The sequence below is a fragment of the Micromonospora sp. NPDC048835 genome, assembly GCF_040649995.1.
Taxonomy (GTDB): Bacteria; Actinomycetota; Actinomycetes; order Mycobacteriales; family Micromonosporaceae; genus Micromonospora.
On the sequence record NZ_JBEZGM010000011.1, the window covers coordinates 81478 to 102665 of the forward strand.

At 69.7% G+C, this 21188-nt stretch carries 20 protein-coding genes and 1 tRNA gene; 6 read left to right on the forward strand and 15 right to left on the reverse strand.

From position 1 onward, the window contains the following. Window positions 1–23 precede the first annotated feature (23 nt). The 4 genes from AB0C15_RS15570 to AB0C15_RS15585 all read left to right on the forward strand — a co-directional run bounded on the left by AB0C15_RS15570 (window position 24) and on the right by AB0C15_RS15585 (window position 5009). A complete protein-coding gene (locus AB0C15_RS15570) occupies window positions 24–1487 on the forward strand; it encodes a peroxidase family protein (RefSeq protein WP_357352308.1) in 1464 nt (487 codons plus the stop codon). Between the two features lie 107 nt (window positions 1488–1594). Beyond that, window positions 1595–3040: an adenosylhomocysteinase gene (gene ahcY, locus AB0C15_RS15575; protein WP_357352310.1), complete on the forward strand. Its 1446-nt coding sequence runs from the start codon at window positions 1595–1597 to the stop codon at window positions 3038–3040. Between the two features lie 15 nt (window positions 3041–3055). Then, the gene (locus AB0C15_RS15580) at window positions 3056–4033 is read left to right on the forward strand and encodes a carbohydrate kinase family protein (protein WP_357352312.1); all 978 of its coding nucleotides are present in this window, start codon (window positions 3056–3058) and stop codon (window positions 4031–4033) included. Window positions 4034–4085: 52 nt separating this feature from the next. Next, the gene (locus tag AB0C15_RS15585) at window positions 4086–5009 is read left to right on the forward strand and encodes a hypothetical protein (protein ID WP_357352314.1); all 924 of its coding nucleotides are present in this window, start codon (window positions 4086–4088) and stop codon (window positions 5007–5009) included. A gap of 13 nt (window positions 5010–5022) precedes the next feature. On the opposite strand, the gene AB0C15_RS15590 is transcribed toward AB0C15_RS15585, so the two are convergent. The 5 genes from AB0C15_RS15590 to AB0C15_RS15610 all read right to left on the reverse strand — a co-directional run bounded on the left by AB0C15_RS15590 (window position 5023) and on the right by AB0C15_RS15610 (window position 11427). Next, on the reverse strand, window positions 5023–6069 hold the full coding sequence (locus AB0C15_RS15590) for an NlpC/P60 family protein (protein WP_357352316.1): 1047 nt from the start codon (window positions 6067–6069) through the stop codon (window positions 5023–5025). A 25-nt stretch (window positions 6070–6094) separates the two neighbouring features. After that, window positions 6095–6580: a poly-gamma-glutamate biosynthesis protein PgsC/CapC gene (locus AB0C15_RS15595; protein ID WP_355005071.1), complete on the reverse strand. Its 486-nt coding sequence runs from the start codon at window positions 6578–6580 to the stop codon at window positions 6095–6097. Continuing rightward, complete coding sequence (pgsB, locus tag AB0C15_RS15600) at window positions 6577–7854, reverse strand: poly-gamma-glutamate synthase PgsB (protein WP_357352318.1); 1278 nt, start codon at window positions 7852–7854, stop codon at window positions 6577–6579. The genes AB0C15_RS15595 and pgsB overlap by 4 nt, the downstream gene beginning before the upstream one ends. 2 nt (window positions 7855–7856) lie before the next feature. Next, window positions 7857–10061, reverse strand: a complete 2205-nt coding sequence (locus AB0C15_RS15605) for a HAMP domain-containing protein (protein WP_357352320.1) — start codon at window positions 10059–10061, stop codon at window positions 7857–7859. Window positions 10062–10215: 154 nt separating this feature from the next. Then, window positions 10216–11427 carry a CapA family protein gene (locus tag AB0C15_RS15610; RefSeq protein WP_357352322.1) on the reverse strand — a complete coding sequence of 404 codons (1212 nt, stop codon included), beginning with the start codon at window positions 11425–11427 and terminating at the stop codon, window positions 10216–10218. Window positions 11428–11615: 188 nt separating this feature from the next. Here AB0C15_RS15610 and AB0C15_RS15615 point away from each other — a divergent pair, with 188 nt between their 5' ends. Beyond that, window positions 11616–12974, forward strand: coding sequence for a glycoside hydrolase family 6 protein (locus tag AB0C15_RS15615; RefSeq protein ID WP_357352324.1), 1359 nt, complete (start codon window positions 11616–11618; stop codon window positions 12972–12974). Between the two features lie 77 nt (window positions 12975–13051). On the opposite strand, the gene AB0C15_RS15620 is transcribed toward AB0C15_RS15615, so the two are convergent. Further along, the gene (locus AB0C15_RS15620) at window positions 13052–14662 is read right to left on the reverse strand and encodes a serine/threonine-protein kinase (protein ID WP_357352326.1); all 1611 of its coding nucleotides are present in this window, start codon (window positions 14660–14662) and stop codon (window positions 13052–13054) included. A 287-nt stretch (window positions 14663–14949) separates the two neighbouring features. Here AB0C15_RS15620 and AB0C15_RS15625 point away from each other — a divergent pair. Beyond that, a tRNA-Arg gene (locus AB0C15_RS15625) sits at window positions 14950–15022 on the forward strand. 187 nt (window positions 15023–15209) lie between these two features. On the opposite strand, the gene AB0C15_RS15630 is transcribed toward AB0C15_RS15625, so the two are convergent. Genes AB0C15_RS15630 through AB0C15_RS15670 form a run of 9 tightly spaced genes read right to left on the reverse strand, consistent with a single transcriptional unit; the run spans window position 15210 to window position 21127 of the window. After that, window positions 15210–16619, reverse strand: coding sequence for a site-specific integrase (locus AB0C15_RS15630; protein ID WP_357352328.1), 1410 nt, complete (start codon window positions 16617–16619; stop codon window positions 15210–15212). After that, the gene (locus AB0C15_RS15635; protein WP_357352330.1) at window positions 16616–16804 is read right to left on the reverse strand and encodes a helix-turn-helix domain-containing protein; all 189 of its coding nucleotides are present in this window, start codon (window positions 16802–16804) and stop codon (window positions 16616–16618) included. The genes AB0C15_RS15630 and AB0C15_RS15635 overlap by 4 nt, the downstream gene beginning before the upstream one ends. A 25-nt stretch (window positions 16805–16829) precedes the next feature. Continuing rightward, window positions 16830–18629, reverse strand: a complete 1800-nt coding sequence (locus AB0C15_RS15640) for a replication initiator (protein ID WP_357352332.1) — start codon at window positions 18627–18629, stop codon at window positions 16830–16832. Further along, window positions 18629–18892: a hypothetical protein gene (locus AB0C15_RS15645; RefSeq protein WP_357352334.1), complete on the reverse strand. Its 264-nt coding sequence runs from the start codon at window positions 18890–18892 to the stop codon at window positions 18629–18631. The genes AB0C15_RS15640 and AB0C15_RS15645 overlap by 1 nt, the downstream gene beginning before the upstream one ends. After that, window positions 18889–19743, reverse strand: a complete 855-nt coding sequence (locus tag AB0C15_RS15650) for a DUF2637 domain-containing protein (protein WP_357352336.1) — start codon at window positions 19741–19743, stop codon at window positions 18889–18891. The genes AB0C15_RS15645 and AB0C15_RS15650 overlap by 4 nt, the downstream gene beginning before the upstream one ends. After that, window positions 19733–20026, reverse strand: a complete 294-nt coding sequence (locus tag AB0C15_RS15655) for a hypothetical protein (protein ID WP_357352338.1) — start codon at window positions 20024–20026, stop codon at window positions 19733–19735. Before AB0C15_RS15655 ends, AB0C15_RS15650 begins: the two co-directional genes overlap by 11 nt. After that, window positions 20023–20433, reverse strand: coding sequence for an RRQRL motif-containing zinc-binding protein (locus tag AB0C15_RS15660; RefSeq protein WP_357352340.1), 411 nt, complete (start codon window positions 20431–20433; stop codon window positions 20023–20025). Before AB0C15_RS15660 ends, AB0C15_RS15655 begins: the two co-directional genes overlap by 4 nt. Beyond that, window positions 20430–20729 carry a hypothetical protein gene (locus AB0C15_RS15665; RefSeq protein ID WP_357352342.1) on the reverse strand — a complete coding sequence of 100 codons (300 nt, stop codon included), beginning with the start codon at window positions 20727–20729 and terminating at the stop codon, window positions 20430–20432. Before AB0C15_RS15665 ends, AB0C15_RS15660 begins: the two co-directional genes overlap by 4 nt. After that, complete coding sequence (locus tag AB0C15_RS15670) at window positions 20729–21127, reverse strand: hypothetical protein (protein WP_357352344.1); 399 nt, start codon at window positions 21125–21127, stop codon at window positions 20729–20731. Before AB0C15_RS15670 ends, AB0C15_RS15665 begins: the two co-directional genes overlap by 1 nt. Between the last annotated feature and the right edge of the window lie 61 nt (window positions 21128–21188).

Here is a 21188-nt window from a genome sequence, read left to right on the forward strand (position 1 = left end):
CCGGAGTCGGCGCGGGGGCCCTCGTGGCCGGCACCGGGGGAGTTCTGCTCGACGCGACGCCCGCGGCGGCCGCGTTCTCCAACCGGTTCGGTCGGATGTTCCCGTCGCTGCCGGCGTTCGGGTCCGCCACGACCCAGATGCGGAACGCGCTCATCGACCTGTCGCGCGTCGGCGGCCCGATGGACGCACGCGACCCGCTCAGTGTCGGCGCGGAGGCCCTCGCCGACCTGCAGCAGCACAGCATCAACAACCCCGACAACTTCTCGGTCCCACAGGGCATGACGTACTTCGGGCAGTTCGTCGACCACGACCTGGCGTTCGAGACGACGGCGCCGCTGGGCACGCCTGTCGACCCGACCACCGTGGCCAACCCCCGGACGCCGGCCCTCGACCTCGACTCGCTCTACGGCGGTGGGCCGAGCGGGAACCCGGAGCTCTACAACTCGGCCGATCCGGCCAAACTGAAGATCGAGTCCGGCGGGCGCTTCGAGGACCTGCCTCGGAACTCGAGCGGCAGGGCGATCGTCTTCGACCCCCGCAACGACGAGAACCTGCCGATCTCGCAGATCACTGCCGCGTTCATCCTCTTCCACAACCGGGTGGTCGACCTGGTGCGGGCCCAGGGCACAGCGGCGTCGCAGGTGTTCGCCGCAGCCCGAAAGATCGTCACCTGGCACTACCAGTGGATCGTGCTCAACGAGTTCCTTCCGCTGATCGCCGGCACGGGCACGGTCTTCACAGTTCTCAACGGGGGCCGTCGCTTCTACCGGCCGGAGCCGAACGCGACGTTCATCCCGGTCGAGTTCACCGCTGCGGCGTTCCGCTTCGGCCACAGCCAGCCACGACCGGCGTACCTGGTCAACCGCACCGGTGACGGCGGCGACGAGTTCTACGCCATGCTCTTCGACTCGGCGCTCAGCGGCGCCGACCCGGCCGACCTGCGCGGCGGCAAGCGGGCCGCCCGTCGCTACCTCGACTACCAGTTCTGGTTCCAGTTCTTCGACGGCCAGGTGCGTTGGAGCAAGTGGATCGACGTCCGCAACTCGACGCCGCTGTTCGGGTTCCCGCTGCCACCGCCACCGTCCGGCTCGCCGTCGGCAAACCTGCTCGGGCGCGACCTGCTCCGTCAGCTCACCTTCGGCATCCCGTCGGGCCAACGGATCGCCGCGCAGATCGGCGCCCCGGCGCTGAGCAGTTTCAACTTCCCGGAGCTGAGCGGGTACGGCCTCGGTCTGGACTCCAACACCCCGCTCTTCTACTACGTCCTCAAGGAGGCGCAACTCCAGGCCGGCGGCGGTTCGTTGGGCGCGGTGGGCGGGCGGATCGTCGCCGAGGTGCTGATCGGCATCGCCCAGCTCGACCCGGGGAGCTACCTGACCGTGCAGCCCAACTGGCGTCCGACCCTGCCCGCCCGCTTCTCGGGGCAGTTCACGATGGCCGACCTGCTCACGTACGCCCGGGTCGACCCGGCCAGCCGCAACTCCTGACGGTGTCTGCTCCGCACCCGGGCCCGGGGCGGCCCGGTGTGCGGAGCATCCCCCGCGGTTGAACGGAACTCCAACGGTCCTCGACGCCCTTGGGGGAGGGTGCGGGCATGACTGGCGACTTCAGCGATTTCAAGGTGGCGGATCTGTCGTTGGCGGCCTTCGGGCGTAAGGAGATCGAGCTGGCCGAGCACGAGATGCCGGGTCTGATGTCGATCCGCAGGGAGTTCGCCGACCGGCAGCCGTTGAAGGGTGCGCGGATCACGGGCTCGCTGCACATGACCATCCAGACGGCGGTGTTGATCGAGACGCTGGTGGCGCTCGGCGCGCAGGTCCGCTGGGCGTCCTGCAACATCTTCTCGACCCAGGACCACGCGGCGGCAGCGATCGTGGTCGGCCCGACCGGCACCCCGGAAGCCCCGGCGGGTGTTCCGGTCTACGCCTGGAAGGGCGAGTCCCTCGAAGAGTACTGGTGGTGCACCCTGCAGGTGCTGCTCTGGCCGGACGGCCAGGGCCCGAACATGATCCTCGACGACGGTGGCGACGCCACGCTGCTGGTGCACAAGGGTGCCGAGTTCGAGGCGATCGGCGCGGTGCCGTCGCCGGAGAGCGCCGACTCCGAGGAGTACGAGGTCATCCTGGGGGTGTTGACGCGATCGTTGCGGGAGGACGACCGCCGCTGGACCCGGGTCGCCGCCGGCATCAGGGGCGTGACCGAGGAGACCACGACCGGCGTGCACCGGCTGTACGAGATGCAGCAGGCGGGGACCCTGCTGTTCCCGGCGATCAACGTCAACGACTCGGTGACCAAGAGCAAGTTCGACAACAAGTACGGCTGCCGGCACTCGTTGATCGACGGGATCAACCGGGCCACCGACGTGCTGATCGGCGGGAAGGTCGCCGTCGTGTTCGGTTACGGCGACGTCGGTAAGGGCTGCGCCGAGAGCCTGCGGGGCCAGGGGGCGCGGGTCATCGTGACGGAGGTCGACCCCATCTGTGCCCTCCAGGCGGCGATGGACGGTTACCAGGTCGCCACCATCGACGACGTGGTCGAGACCGCCGACATCTTCGTGACCGCCACGGGCTGCTTCAGCGTCATCACGAACGAGCACATGGCGCGGATGAAGCACCAGGCGATCGTGGGGAACATCGGCCACTTCGACAACGAGATCGACATGGCAGGTCTCGCGAAGCGCGGGGACGTCGAGCGGATCACCGTGAAGCCGCAGGTGGACGAGTGGCGGTTCGCGGACGGCCACTCGATCATCGTGCTGTCCGAGGGGCGGTTGTTGAACCTGGGCAACGCCACCGGGCACCCGAGCTTCGTGATGTCGAACAGCTTCGCCAACCAGACCATCGCCCAGATCGAGCTGTTCACCAGCACCGACCAGTACCCGGTCGGCGTGCACACCCTGCCCAAACACCTCGACGAGAAGGTCGCCCGACTGCACCTCGCCGCGCTGGGTGTGCGCCTCACCGAACTCACCAAGGAACAAGCCAACTACCTCGGTGTCCCGGTCGAAGGGCCCTACAAGCCCGACCACTACCGCTACTGAGAGGGCCCGCCTCGCATGATCGCCGTATCCGGCTCGATCGCGACCGACCACCTGATGCGTTTCCCGGGGCGGTTCGCCGAGCAACTCATCGCCGGCAGCCTCGACACCGTCTCGCTCTCGTTCCTCGTCGACGACCTCGTCGTCCGTCGCGGCGGGGTCGCGGCGAACATCGCCTTCGGGCTCGCGCAGCTCGGGCACCGGCCGGTGCTGCTCGGCGCGGTCGGCGGCGACTTCGGCGACTATCGCGGCTGGCTGGAGCGGCACGGGGTCGACTGTTCGGAGGTGCAGGTCAGCTCCGTCGCGCACACCGCTCGGTTCATCTGCACCACCGACACCGACCTCTGCCAGATCGCGTCGTTCTACCCCGGGGCGATGGGCGAGCCCGACCGGGTCGACCTCGACGGTGTCGCCGCGCGGGCCGGCGGGCTCGGGCTCGTCATCGTCGCCGCGGAGAACCCGGACACCATGCTCGGCCGCGCCGCCGCCTGCCGCCGACTGGGTCTGCCCTTCGCCGCCGACCCGTCGCAGCAACTGGCCCGGATGTCGTCGGCGGACATCGAGGCGATGATCAACGGCGCGCGCTACCTGTTGACGAACGAGTACGAGGCGGCGCTGCTCGAGTCGAAGACCGGGCTGAGCGGGGACGACATCCTGCGCCGGGTGGGCGTACGGGTGGTGACCCTGGGCGCCAACGGGGTACGGGTCACCGGGCCCGACGGCGACGTCCTGGTGCCGGCGGCCCGGGTGGGCGACATCGTCGACCCGACGGGTGTCGGCGACGGCTTCCGGGCCGGCTTCTTCGCCGCGCTCGCCGCCGACCTGCCCATCGAGCGTGCGGCACAGGTCGGCTGTGTCCTCGCGGCGCACGTCCTGGAGGTCGAGGGCCCGCAGGAGTACACGATCGACGCGGAGGCCTTCGAGCGCCGTCTCGCCGAGTCGTACGGCCCGGATGCGGCGTTCGACGTGCGTGCGCTGGGGCTGGCCCGGGTCTGACCGGGCCAGCCGCACGAGACGAACGCGGCGGGTGATCAGATAGCCTGCACTGGTGCGTACACCGCTTCCGGCCGCGGGTTCCACCCGCCGCGGGCTGATCGCCGCGGCGACGCTGGCCCTGCTCGGCTCGGGGGCGTGCGCCGACGCCGAGCCGAGTGCCGAACAGCAGCGGGGGCCCGATCCCGAGCAGCTGATCGACGAGCTGACCGCCGGCCTCGCCCGGGACAATCCGTACCGTGATCCGGACGCGGAGGAACGGGCGGCGGCCCGGCGGGCAGCGCGACTGCTGGTCACCGAGCCGAACGCCGACCCCGACCTGGGCCGGCTCTTCGCCGACCTCGGCTTCCGGGCGCACCGTGGCACGGACCCGGCCACCGGTCGGGCGTTCGACCTCTACCTCGCCGAGGGCTCCGACGACCGCTCCTGGGGTGCCGTGCTCGTGGACCGGGGCGCGACCCCGCGTACGGTGATCGAGGTGCCGCACCCCGGCTTCGACATCAACACGGAGAAGCTCGGCCTGGCGTTGTACCGGAAGACGCCGGCGAGCGTGCTGCTTGTCGCCGGGGCACACCGGCAGGCAGCCGACGGTGACGCGGACGTCGCCCACAACGACCGGTCGCTGTTCCACGCCCTGGCGACGGAGTTCGCCAGGAACGACCTCGACCAGATCCAACTGCACGGCTTCGCCGACCGGAACCTGCCCACCTCCGACGCGGTGGTGTCGACAGGTTCGGCTCCGGTGACCCCGGTGGCCCGGCGGATCGCGGACGGCCTATCCGGCGCGGGGCTGAACGCCTGCCGTGCGTGGGTGCAGAAGTGCGGCCAGCTCGAGGGTAGGACCAACGAGCAGGGCCGGGCCGCGGCGGAGCTGAAAGCCGTCTTCGTCCACCTGGAGTTGAGCTGGTCGGTCCGGCGCGACGCCGAGGCCCGGAGCCGCGTCGCGACGGTGCTAGCGGCGCAGCTCGCCGCGGCCTGACCCGCCGTCGGGTTCAGATCCGACGGGCCGTCCGCCAGCGCAGAGCCCAGTAGCCGGTGCCGTCCAGGATGGACTCGCCGCCCAGGTCACCCATGGTCGGGCCGTTCGCGGTGGTACGGCTGGAGATGAACCGGTGGTGTCCCCGGTCGTCGACGCCGAGGTACATGCCGGAGTGCTCGATGTTCGCGCCCTGCACCGGCCCGGCGTTGAAGAAGAGAAGATCGCCGGGGAGCAGCCGATCCAGCTCCCGGGCCCGCTTGCCGGTGTTCGGCATCAGCAGAGCCCCCGGCCCCACCGAGGCCATCGCGGTCGCCCGTCGGGGCAGGCCGGGGCCGGCGTTGTTGGTGCCGAGCAGGGGATAGCCCATCCGGTAGCCGTAGACCATGCGCAGGAAGCCCGAGCAGTCCAGGCTGCGGATGTGCGACGCGGTCGGCTTCTCCTTCTTGTCGGGGAACTCCCACGACACACCGAGGTAGTCGTAGAAGTCGGAGTTCTCCGCGCGACCGTCCGGGTCGATGTCCGACAGCGGCCCGAAGGCGGCGTCGCCGGAGTACTGCCGGCCCTTCGCGTCCTTCTTCGGTACGGCGACGTAGGTGTACTCGCGGGCCACCGCCAGGACGTCCGGCGAGCGGTCGGTGCGGGCCCTGCGGAACCAGTCGGTGAACCACTTCTCCTTCTCGGCGCCCGCCCGCCACTCCCGTGGGGCCAGTCGTACCCAGAAGTCGGTGGGCACCTTGGCCTTGGTGAACCGCGCCTCGGCGAACGTCCGCCGCGCGCCGCCGATGTGCACCGTGCGGGCGCCGTCGGTCATGATCGCGACGGTCTTTCCCTTGGCGTCGACCATCAACGTCCGGTTCGGTGCGCTCAACCTCCGGTAGCTGTAGCCGGATGCGGCGGGCGGGGCGGCCTGCGCGGCCTGCGCGCCGAGGCTCAGCTCGATCGGATCCGCAGCGCTGTGCCGGGCGACGACGTAGGCGAAGGTGCTGCCGCCGCTGAGCAGCGCGAAGGCGGCGACGGTCATCAGCACGGCGCGGCTGCGGGAGTACGTCCGGTAGTTCATGCCTGTCCCTCGTGGGTGTGTGGCCTCAGGTGACCGGCACGAAGCCGGCCACGACGCCGCTGAACGCCACCCCGTAGGTGATGACGGTGACCATGACGGTGGCCAGCACGGTTGCCTTCGGTGGCTGGCGTACGAGCTGGTAGGCGATCAGACCCGGTGCCACGAAGCCCAGGGTCTGGTGCGCGAAGAGCAGCGGCAGGTCCCGTTGGACGATCACGAACAGCGTCATCTGGAGGAGGACGCTGAGCAGGACGATCGCGGCGAAGAGGCGCTTGCCGTAGAGGATCACCATGCGCTGCATCAGCCGGGTGAGGGCGTAGGTGACGACGGTCATCACCACGATCACCGCGGCCTGGAGCGGGTCCTCGATCAGCGCGAGAGCGATCCAGCCCGGCGTGATCATCCCGCCCGGCGAGAGGTTTGTGGTCAGATAGCAGAGCAGCGCGAAGACCAGCCCGATGCCGAGGCAGGCGGTGGCCAGTTGGGCGCTGAGTTCTCCTCCGAATGTCACCGGTAGGTCCTTCCCAGGAACACGGTCTCGCCGTCCACGGCGGACGCGCGCGCGGTCGGCGGACGGAGCATCGATTCGGCGCGGGTGTGGTCGCGTGGCTCCCAGCTGGGCAGGGCGGCCAGTTCGTGCAGCAGCACCTCACCCTGCCCGTGGATGTTCCCGACGGCGACGATCGAGGCATCCTCGGCGGTCACCGCCAGCACCTCGCTGATCAGCCGCTCAGAGGGGAGTTTCCCGCCCAGGTCGACGACCCGGCTCTGCAGCTCGGCGGGCACGTTGACCCGGGCGCTGCGGGTCATCTCACCGATCAACACGATGCGCTGCGGCTGTACCCGGCCGGCGAGCGTACCCATCTGACCGTTCCGTTCCACCCGGTCCGGTCGACAGTTGATCACCATGGTCAACGGCTTGCTGATCAACCGCTGCTTCTCCAGTTGCTCGATGTTCATGTACGTCGACTCCGGGTCGTTGGCGGCGAAGATGTTCGCGAACCGGACGCGCTTGTCGCCGTAGAGGACCCGGGCCACCGAGAGCACCCCCGGATCGGGCGGCGCCGACCACATGCCGGCGAGTGCGCTGCGCCTGTCGACGCCGAGCTGTTCGGCAACGGCGAGCGCGATCGCCACGTTCTCCTTGAAGGTGATCCAGCCGAAGCCCGACATCTCCTGGTCGGTCACCGACTCCGGGTCGACAGCGATCAGTCGGCAGTCCCGTTTGGCCGCCTCCTGCTCCAGGATCGCCAGCCGGTCCTTCTCCGCGGTGATGCAGATGCCGCCCTCGGGCATCGACCGGCTCAGCGACCGGGCCACGTCGTCGAGGGTCGGCCCCATCTCCGCGAGGTGGTCCTCACGGACGTTGCAGAGCACCCCGATGGTGGACCGGATGAGCTTGCTCTGGTTGATCTCCTGCAACGCCGGCATGACCGCCATGCACTCGATGACCAGCGCATCCGGGTGGTAGACGGCGGCCCGCCGGACGATGCCGATCTGTTCGACCACGTTCGCGATCCCGAACTTGCGGTGTACCGGCTCCTCGCTGGCATCCGGGAAGATGAACCGCGCGGCGGTGCCGGTGGTCTTGGCCACCACGACCTTGCTGCCGCCGCGCAGCGCGCCCGCGCAGAGTCGGGTGATCGAACTCTTGCCACGGATCCCGTTGACGAGCACGCGGTGCGGGATGGTGTCGAGGTTGCGGTTGTGGTTCCGCTGCTCGATCACGCCGGCCACCAGCAGCGCGAGGCAGCAGAGGCTGTAGACGGTGTAGAGGTAGAACATGCTCAGCCCTTCGTCGCTCGGCTGCGAGCCCCGGCCGCGTGCCGGACGCGGGCGAGGACGCTGGTCCGGTCGGCTCCCGCGCCACGCAGCCGCAGCGCACCTCCGAACCGGGCGGACCCGGTGTGCCGTACCTGGCGACAGATCTCCAGACACATCGCGATCGCCCCGATGTCGTCGTGCCGCTGCGGCGGAACGGGCAGCTCCACCGTCCCGTCGCTCATCTGCTCGGCGAACGAACTCAACCTGCGCAGCGGCCGGACGTAGATGTAGAGCTGCCACACGTGGGTGAGGAGGGCGATGCCCACCACGGCACCGGCCACCAGCAGGGTCCAACGCCGCTCCACCATCGTCGGCAGGCGCAACCCGGCGACGTCCTGCTCCAGCACGACCGCCCACTCGAGGTGGGCGACGGTCGTCGGCACGGTCAGGCCGGAGGCGGCGACCATCGCGGGGCTGCCGTCCGTGGTGGTGGACCGGCCGACCGTGCTGCCGGGCAGCACCTCGACGGCGATGCTCCGGGCCAACTCGCCCTGTAGCGGCTGGAACGCCTGGAAGCCTTCCGAATCCAGAATCGTCCGCAGCTCGGCGTCGACGACCCGGACCCGGCCGTCGACCCGACGGACCAACCCGAGCAGGCGGTCGGGGTCGAACTCACCAACCACCGCGTACCCGTCGGCGCGCTGGTTGAAGGCGTACACCAGCGGCAACCGTTCGGCCGTGTCGTCAAGGTGGATGCCGACCTCGCCGGGCAGTGGCGCGGCGGCCCGCAGCGGCTTCCGACCCGCGCCGGCCACCATCTTCCCGCCCGGGTCGACCAGGTACAACGCACGGAGTCGCTGCTCGTCGGCGAGTTCCCGGTCGAGGGTCCGGCCGGCCTGGGCAAGGTCCTTCGCGTTGACCCCCTGGGAAACCCGGGAGACGGTGGCCAGGCCGTCATCGAGGAGGTGCCCCAGGGCATTGCTGGCCTCCTCGGCCCGGCTCTCCGCGTCCCGCACCAACTGCACGGGAATCGTCGGGTCGGGAGCCTGCAACGCGAGCACGGTGGCCGCCGCCGGCCAGAGCATCGCGACCACCACGGCCGCGGTCAGGCCCTGGAGGACCGTCGGCCGCCAGCGCCGGTCCGGCGGGTACTGGTCGCCGGAGGTCAGGGCCAGCGCCCGCGTGATCCGGTGCGCCTCGCGGATGCGCATCGGCGCACGGTGCCGGGTCATCGCGCCGCAGGCGTCGGCCTTCGCCTGATCCAGCAGCGCCCGGACCGGTCGGACCAGCGACATGCGCATGAGTACGAAGCTGAGCAGGGTCACGACCAGCAGGCTGAGCCCGAGCAACACCCCCTTGGTGCCCGAGGTCCCGGCGCTCACCTGCGCGGCGAGCAGGGAGACGACCACGAGCCCGGTGTCGCCCACCGGCGCGGACGACACCACCAGCCTGCGGTCCGTCCACTCCTTGACGACCACTTCGCGGCTCTGCGACGAGTCGGACCCGGCCAGGCCGGCGAAGACCGTCGGCAGGTGTACGGCGTCGACCGCGCTGGCCCCCTGCATCAGGCTGCTCTTGCCGTCGGGCCCGATCATGTGGATGCCGTGCCCCGCGTCGGGGTTGAGTCGCAGGTTCCGCATGGTGACCGGCTGGATCGCCAGCACCGCGCGGGTGTCGTCAAGCGCGACGGCGTAGACGAGCACGGGGCCGTCCGGCGTGGTGACCGCTGTCGTCCTGTCCACCACCAGCACCGGCGGCAGCAGGTCGATCGGCAGCGCCGCACCCTTGGCGGCGAGAGATCGCCGGGTGGCGGTCTCGACGATCATCGCGCCGGTGAAGTCGGCGCCGTCACCGACCAGGCGGGTCAGCAGGTCGGCGTCGCTCGCGGCGCCGCGGTCCTGCACCGTCCGGCTCAGGTCGGTCGCCCGGCCGCTGGCTTCGACCCGCATGCTGGACGCCAGCTTGGCCACGACGTCACGCTGAGAGTCGACGACAGCCGGGAGTACGCCGCGCTGGGCGCTGACCGCGAACCCGAGGATCGCCATGGCGACCACGAACATGGTGGTCCAGAGATAGACCAGGGAGGGCGCGCTCGTGCCGGCGGGGAATGCCGCCGCTGGCAACTGCTGGTCGAGTGCCCGTCGCCGCCAGGCCACCAGCTGTTCATGATCGTCCGCAGGTCCAGCCGTCGACTGCCATGGCGCGTACTGCGCCGACCTGCCTGACACGAAACGACAACCTTCCCGGTGGAGCTACTCCCTGGACCGCGATCCCAGCCAGCTCGTCAGCCAGGCACGGCCGCCGGCCGCCGCGAATGCTAGCAAGGTCAACCACCAAGAGATTCGTGCCGATTTCGTCTTCGCGTCGGCTGAGTCACCGCTGTTACTTGCGTGGAACCCCGCGTACCACGAGGCCCGACGTGTCGGCGGCCCTGGTTAAGAGGTTGCCCTCGATCCGTTCGACAGCGGCCTCGTAGATCCGGCGGCGTCCGGGGGAGAGGGCCGGGTCCGCAAGCGCCCGCTCAAGATCGACCAGACGGATGTCCGGGTTCAGATCAACGAAGGTGGGGATCGCCTCGATGGCCACCACCTTCCACCTCTTCGGCCCATCGGCCGGACCGAACGTCACCCGGGTCATCGCGCCGTCGCGATTGGCGTTCACCGGCTCGGCGTGCCGGGCGAGCTGGTTGCCCATCCCGTAGACGATCCAGGTGTCGCCGATCCGCTCGACCGGCTGAACGACGTGCGCGTGATGTCCGAAGACGACGTTCACGTCGTCGATGGCGGCGATCTGGCGGGCCCAGGTCTGCTGGTCGACGTCCGGCTCGTGCTCGTACTCGGTGCCCCAGTGGAGGCTGACCACCACGATCTCCGCGCCCGCCTCCCGAGCCGCCGCCGCGTCCCGCCGGATCGCCTTCACGTCGATCAGGTTCGCCACCCACTCCTTGCCGGCCGGGGGGCGCAGGCCGTTGAAGCTCTTGGTGAAGCTGATGTGCCCGACCTTCACGCCCTTGGCCCGATAGATCTTGATGGTGCGGGAGTCGCGTTCGGTCCGGTAGCTGCCGGTGTGCCCCAGACCCGACTTGTCCAACGCGTCGAGGGTCCGCTTGACCCCGTCGTACCCCTGGTCGATGGTGTGGTTCGAGGCGGTGGAGCAACCGTCGTACCCGATGCTCTTGATGCCCTTGACCACCTCCTGCGGCACGTTGAACTTGGGGAAGCCGATGTACGGGCCTCCCGGCGGTGCCAGCGGCGTCTCCAGGTGGCACAGGGCCAGATCCGCGCTGGAGACGGTCTCGCGCACCGGCTCGAGCATGGGGGCGAAGTCGAACTCGCCGCCGCCGTCCTGCCGGGCCTGGTCCCACAACTCGGGGTGCAGCAGGATGTCCCCCGCGCCGAGCACGGAGACCGTCCGTCCGGCGACCTTCGCCGGGGCACCCAGGGGGCGCGGAGGGTCGGCCGGCGCCGGCGACTCGACCGACCAGGGCCCGAGGGCGTAGATCGCGCCGACCCCGACCGCCAATGCGATCACGCAATTGAGGACTGCCCGTAGCGTGCCGGAGAACCCGCCGCTCGGCTGAGAATTGCTCGCCACCGCGACAGGCTAGTACGCCCTGGAGATCGCAAGCGGAGGGGTTGGTCGGCCGTCACCCGGCCGGCGACGGGGATGTCGACAGCGCGAGCACGTCCGGACATCTTGGCAGCGGCGCTTGCCTCCGCTACCGTCCATGGGAACGCTCCCATGAACTTAGATACGTCTATGTGATCTGGAGGAAACACGTCGTGGCTATCCTCTCCTCGCTCCGCCGTAGATCGGCGGCCATCGGTGTGGCGGCCGTCGCGGCCACCACCGTCGTAAGCGTCTGTCTCACCGGCGGTGCGTCCGCCGGCACGGTGTCCGGGTCGCTCTACCGCGACCCGAGTTCGGCAGTCGTCCGCTGGGTCGCCGCCAACCCCGGCGACTCGCGCGCCGCCGTCATTCGCGACAAGATCGCGAGCCAGCCCCAGGCCCGCTGGTTCGCCAACTTCAACCCGTCGACGGTGCAGGCCGAGGCCTCCGCGTTCATCAGTGCCGCGAACGCGGCACAGCAGATCCCGGTGCTGGCGGTCTACGAGATCACGAACCGGGACTGCGGTGGGGCCAGCGCCGGCGGGGCGCCCGACCTCAACCAGTACCAGACGTGGGTGTCGAACTTCGCCAGAGGGCTGGGCAACCAGACCGTCCTGATCATCCTGGAGACCGACTCGCTCGCCCTGCTGACGTGCCTGAGCAGCAGTGAGATCAACGCGCGTAACCAGGCGATCTCGACGGCCACCCGGACCATCAAGTCGGCCAACCCCAACGCCAAGGTGTACCTCGACGCCGGCCACTCCACCTGGAACAGCGCGGGTGAGACGGCCAACCGGCTCCGGGCGGCAGGCGTGCAGTACGCCGACGGCTTCTTCAGCAACGTGTCGAACTACAACTCCACGTCGAACGAGGCGAACTTCGGCCGGGCGGTGATCTCCTCCCTCAACGGCATGGGCATCTCGGGCAAGCGCCAGGTCATCGACACCAGCCGCAACGGCGGTGCCAGCGGGGACTGGTGCGGCGACGACAACACCGACCGGCGCATCGGGACGTACCCGACGACCAACACCGGCGACAACAACATCGACGCGTACCTGTGGGTGAAGCCTCCGGGTGAGGCGGACGGCTGCCGCTACACCGCCGGGTCGTTCCAGCCCGACCTGGCCTTCAGCCTGGCCAACGGCGCGCCCAACCCGCCCACCACCACCCCGCCGACCACGCCCCCGACGACGCCGCCGACGGAGCCCCCGACCACGCCGCCGACCACGCCGCCGGCCGGTGACGGCTGCTACGCGTCGATCGCGGTCAACCAGTGGGCTGGCGGCTTCACCGCGAGCGTGACGGTCACCGCCGGCCAGTCGGACATCAACGGCTGGACCGTCACCGTCGCGCTGCCCAACGGGTCGGTCACCAGCGCCTGGAACGCCCAGGTCAGCGGCGTCAGCGGGAACGTCAGGTTCACCAACGTGAGCTACAACGGGCGGGTTCTCGGCCGGCAGTCGACGAACTTCGGCTTCCAGGGCACCGGCACCGGCCCAGGCACAACGGCGGGCACCTGCGTGACCGCCTGAATCCACCTGGTGCGGCGGGCCCGGCGGGGAGGACCACTCTGCTCACCGGGCCCGCCAGCATGCCGGGTACGCCCGAGTCAGACCGCGCCTCGGTCGACCAGGCTGAACGTGGTGTCGATCGGGGCGTCACCAAGAAACTCCACGTAGATCTCTTTCCGGGTCGGGCTCCACTGCACCACGCCGTGCTCGTCGTTGCTGATCGTGTAGGACGGGCGCCCCTTGTCGTCCTCGCCCTCGGGGGATATCACGAACACGGTTGCGGCGGTCGGCCGGCAGTCGGCTCCCACAAGTGACCTGTCCCCCTTCGAGTTCTGCTTGACGCCGAGGCACGGTCGGTGGGCAATCTCCGGGTTCACCGACCTGATCATGTAGTCGACGCCGACCGGTTCGAGAACGAAGAGCCCACTCTTGCCGGTGCCGTCGCCGACCTCGAGCTCACCATGGGACGGCAGCGACAGGTCACGGTCGATCTCCACGACGTGCACCAGGATACGCCGCTGACCAGCCAGGATGGCTCGGGTGGGGTCCGCGCTCCTCGACGGTGACACGGACGGCGTAGCCGATGCGGCTGCGGACGCGGTGGTCGACGGTGCGTTCGCTGTCGGGCTGCCGGTCACCGTCGAACCGGTGAGATCCGGTTTCGCACGCCCCTGCAGCAACTGACGGCCGAACAGGGAGGCGGGCACGAGCACCGCGATCACGGCGGCGGTCGCCCCCAGCGCGGTGAGCCAGCGGCGCCGGCCCGTGCGGCCGGCCGTGGCGGGACCAGGCGGCACCGATCGGCGGCCCTGGTCCGCACCACCGGCGGCGGACACACCGGCCATCGGCGTCGCGCCCGTCGTGTGGGCCGGCCCGCCAGCAGCCCCCGGATACCCTGCGGTCAGCAACTCGTCGAGCAGCTCTCGGGCGGTGGGCCGAGCAGCGGGGTCCTTGTCCAACGCACGGGAGACCAGGTCTCGTAACGGCCCACCGAGCCCGGTCAGGTCCGGCGGCTGAGTGAGGATCCGCATCGCGGTGGCGGTGGCCGAATCGCCCACGAACGGGTTACGGCCGGTGGCGGCATGGACGACCACGGCACCCCACGCGAAGATGTCCGCGGCCGGGCCCACCGGACCGCCAGACGCCCCGTCGAACCGCTCCGGAGCCATGTACGAGACAGTCCCGACCATCTGGTTGGTCCGGGTGTGCTGACTCGTCGCCTCGAACGCTCGGGCGATGCCGAAGTCGATGACCTTGATCCCGCCCGGTGCCACCAGCACGTTCGCCGGCTTCAGATCCCGGTGGATGACCCCTGCACCGTGGATGGCGGTGAGCGCGGTAGCCACCCCCACCGCGATGCTGTGCAGCTGCGCCGCCCCCAGCGGCCCCTGTTCCCGGACCACCTGGGCCAGACTGGGACCCTCGACGTACTCCACCACCAGATACGGCGGGTCATGATCGGGGTCGGCATCCAGGACCTCGGCGGTGCAGAACGGTGGAACCTGGCGGGCGCGGTTCACCTCGCTCCGGAACCGACCCCGGAACTCCTCGTCGTGCGAGAGTTCCGCACGGACGACCTTGACCGCCACCCGCCGCCCCTGGGGCGAGCGGGCCAGGAAGACGCTGCCCATGCCGCCGTCGCCGAGTCGACCGAGCACCTCGTACCCGCCGAGGCGGGCTGGGTCACCGGGACGCAACCCGTCGTTCACGCCGGATGCCCGCAGACCGCGACCACCACGCGAACCGTTCCGCCCATCACCCGTTCCCCTTAGGTCAGTCGGAAGCAGCCCGCAGCCTATCGTCCGTCCACCCAGCGCCGTCGATGCCGCCCACACCCTGGGTGCTGGGGCTTCGAGCGCGGACGCTGGTCCCTGCCCGTCCGGATTGGTGGGGGTGTGGTGTGGGTCGGGACGCTTCGGCGGGGCCCGCCCGGTTCAACGGGGGTCGCTCCCTGCCCACGCGGGTCACCCCGCAGGTCGCTAGACTGTGCCCTCGCGCCCCCGTAGCTCAGGGGATAGAGCATCGGTTTCCTAAACCGTGTGTCGCAGGTTCGAATCCTGCCGGGGGCACCTCGATACACAGCCGAAACGCTTCCTGAGCTGGTAATACGCATGCCGTTCAATTAGAACAGGTGTGCAGCCGTAGGTCACCGGAAGCCGCCGATTGTCGCAGCTCCCGGAACAGGCACGGAATGACCTTGGCGGCATCTGTGCAGGTCAGTCGGCACGTCCAAGGCAAGATCCGGAACGGCGACCATCATACGGGCCAGGCCACGCCGGTCAGAGCCTCAGAGATCCGATCATTGACGGTCGCTTCCGCGCCGTCGATGCACTTGGCGTAGACCTTCAGCAGAACGTCAACGGAGTGTCCGGCCCGGTCGGCTACCTCGGTCGCCGGCACACCAGCGTTGAGCCACAGCGATACGGCGGCGTGCCGAAGGTCGTACGGCCGACCTGCGAGCGGCGAGTCAACCTGACGCGGCGTCAACGCCAGTCGACGCGCCTCACCCCAGACGCGCGAGTACGTCGAGGCCGCAACGACGTTGCCCCACTCACTCTGAAACAGCCGGCCATCCTTGGCGACCCCGAACCGTTCGATGTGCGCACGCAGGATCGCCACGAGCGTGGGCGGGATCGGCACGCTACGCGGCTCATCCTCGGCTCGATGCTTCAGCCCTCGATCGTCGTGAACCTCGCCGCTGTCTGTCCACCGCTTGCCCGCCTGGGGTCGACTCTTGGCCAGCGTCAGCCGACCCCATCCCTTCGCGGGTAAGTCGCAGTCCTGCTCACGTAGCGCCAACGCCTCTGCCGGACGGAGCGCGGCGAAGTACAAGCAGGCGAAGAACGCAACCAGGCGCTCACCACGCTTGGCCTTCCGGCCCCGCTGACCGACGTAGGTGACGGCGATCAGCAGTTCCAACGCCTGGCGCTGGTTGACGACCACCCGGCGATCGACGACCTCGGCAATCTTCTTCCGCTGCGACCGCACCCGAAGCTTGTCGATCGGGTTGAACTCCAGCTCTTCCAGCTCGACCGCGTACTGAAGCGCGTTGTAGAACACCGACCGCTTCCGGCGCGCGGTGGTCGCGGCGGCAGGCTTGCCGTCGAGCTTCACCACCAGGACGTCGAGCGCACCCCGAACGGTCCCCGCCTCTCGAAGCTCAGGCAGCGGCAGGGAGGCGTGGCGCAGCCAGCGCGTCGCGTCGGCGATGTCCGGTGGCATGTGCAGGCCACGAGCTGGCGGCGGTAGCACGTGGTTGCGCAGGGCCTGGCGAAGCAGTTTGACCGGTGGCCGGCCGGGGGCGTCCTTGACGAGTGCCGCCGTGATGGCGGCGAGCGCTTCGGTCATGCTGTCGCGGGACTTGGCCGCCGCGCCTGCCCACTTTATGTCGACGTACTTCGTGGCGAAGTCCAGCCAGGTCGTGGCCGCCGGGGTTTCCGTCAGAGAGTCCGGTAGCCCGGTGCCGGTGTCGAACGTCTCGCCCTGGTTGGCTGCTTGCATGAGGTCAGAGCGGAAGCTGTCGGCCAAGGCGCGGGTGACGAACGTGCGGGACTTCTCGCGGCCAGCCACCACCCACCGGACGGTGTACGACCGCTTGGCCTTCTTTGACCCGACGCCTCCGGCGTTCGGTTTGATCGCCCAGATGCGGACGCGACGGGACTTCACGCCACCACCTCGCGCCGCTGCTCAAGCCAGATCCGGAGGTCCTTCCTCGCGATCCGAAGCTCTCCATTGGGAAGCCGGATGCAGGCCGGGGCGATACCGAGTTCACGCCACCGGTAGAACGTTCGGCGGGACACGTTGTTAAGCGCGGCGAGCACCTCCGGAACGGTCATCAGTTCGTCATCCACCGTCGGGGTCCTTCCTCCTGTCGATTCAAGCGGCTACCGGCGTAGAGCCGGCGGGGGTGGTGCCGAGTTCGTGGGCGAGTTCTTCGCGGCCGGTGGCGTGTCGGGCGCGGGCCATGGTGGCGGCGGTGTTGGCGAGCAGGGCGTCTCCGGTGGTGTGCCAACCGACGCCGGCGAAGGTGAGGGTGCCGACGATCAGGGTGGTGTCGTCGAGGTGGTCGACGGCCTTGATGGGGTCGGGGACGGCTTGGTCTTGGTCGTCGTTGCGTCGGTAGGTGACGCGGGTGTCGCGCAGGAGTTGGAAGGTGACGGAGTAGCGGCGGGCTTTGGTGAGGAAGTGGCCGCCGAAGCCGAGCATGTGTGCCCAGCGGCGTAGCCGGGCGTACGGGTTGCCAGTGGCCGGTTTCGTCGGTTCGGCGTCAAGGCTGGCTTGACGTTCGGCGATGCAGACGGGGCAGGCGGCGTAGCGCGTGTGGGTGCCGCAGTCGGGGCATTCCCAGCGCTGCACGAAGCCGGGCCGAGGTCGGTGCTCCCGGGGCCGCTGCGAGAGCGGGATGGGTGTGCTCGTGGGTCGGCCAAGTCGCCAGCAGGCGTCGATGAGGCGGGCGGTGTGGTCGCCGTCGGGGTCGGCGTAGTCGCCGATGCTGTCGGCGTCGAGCCTGACGGAGCGGTGCCCGGTTACCTCGGTGCTCTTGGTGGCGTACTTGGCAAGGTAACCGGCGACCATGCCGTCGGTGACCTCACCGCTTCCGGTCAGGCTGATGGGTCGGATGTCGAGGCCCTTGGACGGGTCACCCCACACGATCGACCAGCCTTCGGGCCGGTCGGGGTGGGTGGGGGTGGTGTAGCCGACCTGGGACGCGGCGTGGCGGATGGCATCGTCGAGGTCGGCGGCGGTGAACCCGGGCGGTGGTGGGATGACGGCGGTGGGGTCGGTGGGGTCGACGCCGTCGAGGCGCACCAGGGCGTGGAAGTGGACTGCGCCGCGTGCTTGGAACTCGGCGGCTTTCCCGTGGGACAGCCGGACCGGGGCGAGCGTACGGACCTTGCCCGAGGCGGTGACCATCCGGGCTGGCGGGATGCCACGTCGGCGGGCGAGTTGGGCGAGGTGGCGTTCCGCGGCTTGCTTGGTCCGCCGCCACAGTTCGCCTGCGAACACGTTCCAGACGACCTGGTGGTCGTGGTCGTAGCAGTCCAGGCACAGCGGCTGACCGAGCACCTGGTCCCCGGGTTCGTGGCGTGCCCAGCACACGGCCGGGCGACCATGGGCGCAGAGGCCAGCGGTGGCGTCGGTGCTGCGGCGGGCATGGCAGGGGTCAGGTCGGCAGTCGCAGCGTTTGCGGTTGGCGCAGGTGTGCCGCTTCACCGCGCGGACGTGCACAGCACCGAAGGACGGTGCGGTGAAGGTGGCGAACACGGCCGGTTGTCGGGAGACGGTTTCAGGAACGCCTTTGCCGCCGACGAGGCCGGCGCGTAGCAGTTGGTAGGCGTCGCGCTGGTAGACGCCCGCGCAGGTGGGGCAGACGGTGGCGCGGCGGTTGCCGCACGCCTTGTAGATCGCTGCGTCGGGCATGGCGTCGGTGTGTCGGGCGTCGAGGAGTCGGCCGGTGGCGGGTTCGACGGTGAGGAGCTGCCCGGCGAGGCGGATGGGGCGGGTGCAGCCGGCGGCGGCGCGGACGTGTTCAAGCCAGCCGAAGTAGTCGGGTTGCTGGGCGCGGGTGAACGCGGAGCCGGCGGCGGTGTAGCCGACGTAGGGACTGGTGGTGTCGGCGTTCGAGCCCACACCCCGGGCCGAAGCGCGGGGTGTGAGGTCCAGCGTCGAAACCATCAGGCAGCCTCAGTGAGGTGCCGGGTGGTAATGGTGTGTTGGGTGACGATGATGCGGCAGGCGCCGCATTGGCGATCCGTTGGTTCGTGCCGGTGGCACGCGATGGTGACCGTCGTGTCGCCGCAGCGAACCGTGACCGGGTTCCGGCAGGGACCGCCGGGGATGACATGGATGACCGTGCGTCGGGTGTCGTAAGGATGCGCCTCAGCGAAGGCGGGGCAGGTGTGGGTGACCTGCTCGATGTCGACGACGTGGATGGTCATCGGGCACCACCGCTGATGGGGGTGCCGTTGACAGCCGGGGTGTGGCCGGTGATGGTGTGCAGCAGTTCCCGGGCGATGTCCGGGGTGACGGAGAGCAGGTCGGCGAGTTCGTCGGTGGTGATGGGTCGGCCGGTGCTCTGTTCGTGGCGGCCGATGACGAACCGGGCGGTGGGCATCAGGTGCGCCGGGACCTCCGGTCGGGCGACCGGAATCGGGGTGAAGGCGGGTGCCGTGATGGCGGCCGGCGCGGGTGCCGGCGGGATGTCGACGACCGGAGCAGGGTCCGGCGGGGTGTCGACGGTCGGCGTAGGGGCCGATGTGGTGTCGACGGTCCGAGTGGTGGTCGGCTCGGTGGCCGGTGTCGTGTCGGTGAGGTCGTTGACGGCGGCGAGGAGTGCGGCGGCTTCGGCTTGGATGGCGGCGAAGTCGGGGCGGATGCGTCCGGCGACGAGTTCGACGCCGATGACGAGGACGACGACCAGGGCGAAGACCAGGCGTAGGCCGAGGCTGCCGGGGGAGGCGAAGTTGATGGTGGCCGACAGCATGGCGGCGGCGGCAAAGACGATCATGGCTCCGCGTTTGGCGTCCTTGGCGATGCCGGAGGTGCGGACGACGGTCAGCATCGAGACCATCGCGGCGTCGAAGATCAGTGGTACGAGGTAGGCGAAGTAGCCGGCGTTTTGGGTCCACAGGTAGTGGGCCTGGTGCAGGTAGCTGGTCAGCAAAGCGCCGAGGAGAACGAAGCGGTTGTACCGCTTGATGGAGCTGATCGCCTTGAGCATGGTCGGTACGGCGTTGCGGGCGTACTCGGCGGCGAACTGCTCGGTGACGGCAGTGGGATCAGTGGCCATGGGGAGTCACCTCCGGGGCCGGGATGGCGTCGAGGGGGATGAGGTCGACCACGCCGGAGCAGTGGGCGCACATGATGGGGGCCAGCCCTTGGGCGGCGAGCTGCTGCCGGAAGCAGGGCAGGCAAGCGAAGTCGGCTGGGAACAGTCCGTCGCCCTCGCAGAGGGCGCAGGCACCGAGGCAGACGGGGCAGGGCTTGTAGACCGGGCCGAGGATGTCGTGGATGCCGGCAGGGCTGCTGCCCTCGATGCACCACAGGCAGGGGTCAGACAGGTGGAAGCTCACGACGGGTTCCCTTCGTGGCAGTCGAGGCATTCGCCGTAGCGGCGGGGGATGTAGTAGGGCTTGACCTGCTGGCAGATCCGGCAGGTCCGGCGGGCACGAAGCGCCTTGGCGATGGCCTCCCGCTGAGCGGGCGTGGCGGTTCGCTTCGGCGCGGCCATGTCGAGGCGGTAGAGGTAGGCGACGCGCCGGGTTTGGCGGTGCCGCCAATAGATCTGCGCGATGGGGGTCTGGCCGTTGGGGCGAAGGCCGGCGGCGCGGAGTTGCCGCACGGTGGCCAGGCCGAAGGGTGCGGCGTGGTAGGGGAAGGTCGGGAACCCGTAGCGGGTGCCGAGCGGGTCGTAGAACTCGACCCGGATGCCGGTGCGCTCGGCCAGGTTGTCGAGGTCGACGCTGCGAAGGTCGGTCATGGCTTGTCTCCCCAGCGCTGCTGGGCGGCCTGCTTGGAGATGCCAAGCCGGGACCCAATCTCCGACCAGGAGTAGCCGAACGCGCGAAGGCCGATCACGGCCTCACCGATGGCCTCGTCGATGACCGATGAGAGGGCGACAAGGTCGCGCAGTGCTTCCACATCGCCGGTGGCGACGCGGCGACCGTGAGCGCGGATGATCCGGCGACCGAACGCGGCGAACTCGTCGTTCTCGACGACCGTGCGCCGCTTCTGCCGAGGCAGCTTCGGCGTCAAGGGCTTCTTGACGGTGCTCATTAGTTCTCGCCCTCCTGGGTGTGGAGGGAGTCCCACCGGTCAGCGGCGGCGGTGAGGGCGTTGATGACCTGCTCGGCGGTGCGGCCGGGCTTGTCGTTCCACCCGAACAGGCGGGAGGTGCAACCCAGGTCGAGGTGATCGCGCAGGACGCCCAAGGCGGCACGGAAGTCGGGCCGCTCAGGCCGGTCGACACCGAACGGGAAGTCGGTGGCGGTGCCGTAGGCAGCCATGGCGATAGCGCCGGAGACGCAGGCCCGAGGGGTAAGGGCGTCGAAGACGACGGTGTAGTAGTCGCCCTGGGTCCAGCCGTGCCGGCGCAGGTAGAGGGCAGCCATTCGCAGCAGGTCAGCCGGTGTGACCTTTGCTGTGGTGGGTGGTGGGTTTTGGGTAGCCTTCATGGCAGCCACGTCCTTTCAGAAGGGCTTGGTTGGGAGGTCGGCAGGACCGGCATTGCTGCCA